Annotated in this window: 2 protein-coding genes and 1 pseudogene; 2 read left to right on the top strand and 1 reads right to left on the bottom strand. The window is 60.6% G+C overall.

Translation table 11 applies throughout. The features are described from left to right. A partial coding sequence (locus tag HMPREF2990_RS12370; protein WP_141757774.1) for an FAD-dependent oxidoreductase occupies positions 1-156 on the bottom strand: 156 nt, incomplete at its 3' end. Between the two features lie 108 nt (positions 157-264). Here HMPREF2990_RS12370 and HMPREF2990_RS02705 point away from each other — a divergent pair. Then, positions 265-654, top strand: coding sequence for a heavy metal-responsive transcriptional regulator (locus tag HMPREF2990_RS02705; RefSeq protein WP_070762604.1), 390 nt, complete (start codon positions 265-267; stop codon positions 652-654). A gap of 476 nt (positions 655-1130) precedes the next feature. Then, positions 1131-1364, top strand: a pseudogene (locus HMPREF2990_RS12365) (IS6 family transposase); the annotation flags it as partial.

Below are 1364 nucleotides of genomic sequence, written 5' to 3'. Positions count from 1 at the left end.
CTTCGACGGGACGCAGCCCGTGTTCACGCATGTCCCGCCCACGGTGCCGCGCTCCACCATCACGACGCGCTTGCCCAGCCCGGTGGCCCGGATCGCGGCCGCAAACGCTCCGCCGCCGGAACCAATAATCGCCAGATCGAACTTTTCGTTTGTCATTCCAGATGTCTCTTCCCTGTGGTTCAAGAGTTCCTATGGAACCATTGTGAACCTTCCAGTACAATGGAAGGTCAAGTGTGGTGGCCATTGGAAGGGGAATCGGCGAACATGAGGATCGGACAGCTTGCGGAAGCAACCGGAACCACGACCAGGACCCTTCGGTTCTACGAGGAGTCGGGGCTGCTCCCTCCGGCCGAGCGATTGGCCTCCGGCTATCGGGACTACGCCCAGGATGCCGTGGGTCGGGTCGGGTTCATCCACCGGGGCCAGGCCGCCGGGCTGACCCTCGCCCAGATCCGCCAGATCCTCGACATCCGCGACGGCGGCCATGCGCCCTGCGAGCACGTGCGCGACCTGCTTGACGTGCGCCTCGCTGAGATCGAGCAGCAGATCGCGCAGCTCTCCGTGCTGCGCGACACTATCGCGGACCTCAGACAGGACGCCGCACACCCGGACCCTGAAACGTGCAGCACCGATCAAGTGTGTAGGTACTTGTAATCCAATTGGGCACACCTCCTGGACCGCCAAAAGGCTCTCGCAAAAAGGTACCGCCAGATCTACACAATTGAGGAAGAGCTCATCAGCAAAATCGACAAATTGACTGACGTAGTAGTCATCCCTAACGCGTAAGACCTGCACACTGCTTGTACAAATGATATTTTCGTGATGACGCTGGGGTGGGTTCCTGCTCCGCAGGCGTCCGAAGGCCCTGGGTCGAGCAATCCCCCCTGCTCCCCGGGGTCTTCCGCTATCTGAGAACCTTGCTTCACCCGGGTTCTCTCATTCTTCACTGCCGTAATGGGCAGGGGAACCGTATATTGCTTACGGTGTGAGACCCCTACAGCTCGGGCCATTCACCCGCCCCTTTAAGGGCGGCGACGTGACGTGCGACCGTGGCCCGCGAGAACCCCGTTTCCGCTGGTGCTGTTGCAAAGTTCGGGCGATAGGAAGATCTGCGTGAAATAATCACAGCCATGGGCATCTTCTCCGGTCGTCATTTCCCCGTGAAATCATCCTGTGGGCGGTCCGGTGGTACTGCCGCTACGGGCTCAGCTACCGCGATCTGGAAGAAATGATGACCGAACGCGGCGTACCGGTCGATCAGAGCACCATCTACCGCTGGGTCCAGAAATATGCTCCTGAGCTGGACAAGCAGACCCGGTGGTACCGACAAGTCCCGGATTGGCAGGCCCGGTCCTGGCGGGTGG

The organism is Corynebacterium sp. HMSC071B10, assembly GCF_001814825.1.
Classification (GTDB): domain Bacteria; phylum Actinomycetota; class Actinomycetes; order Mycobacteriales; family Mycobacteriaceae; genus Corynebacterium.
Note: the sequence above shows the minus strand (reverse complement) of the source record. Positions and strands in the feature narration are given on the sequence as shown.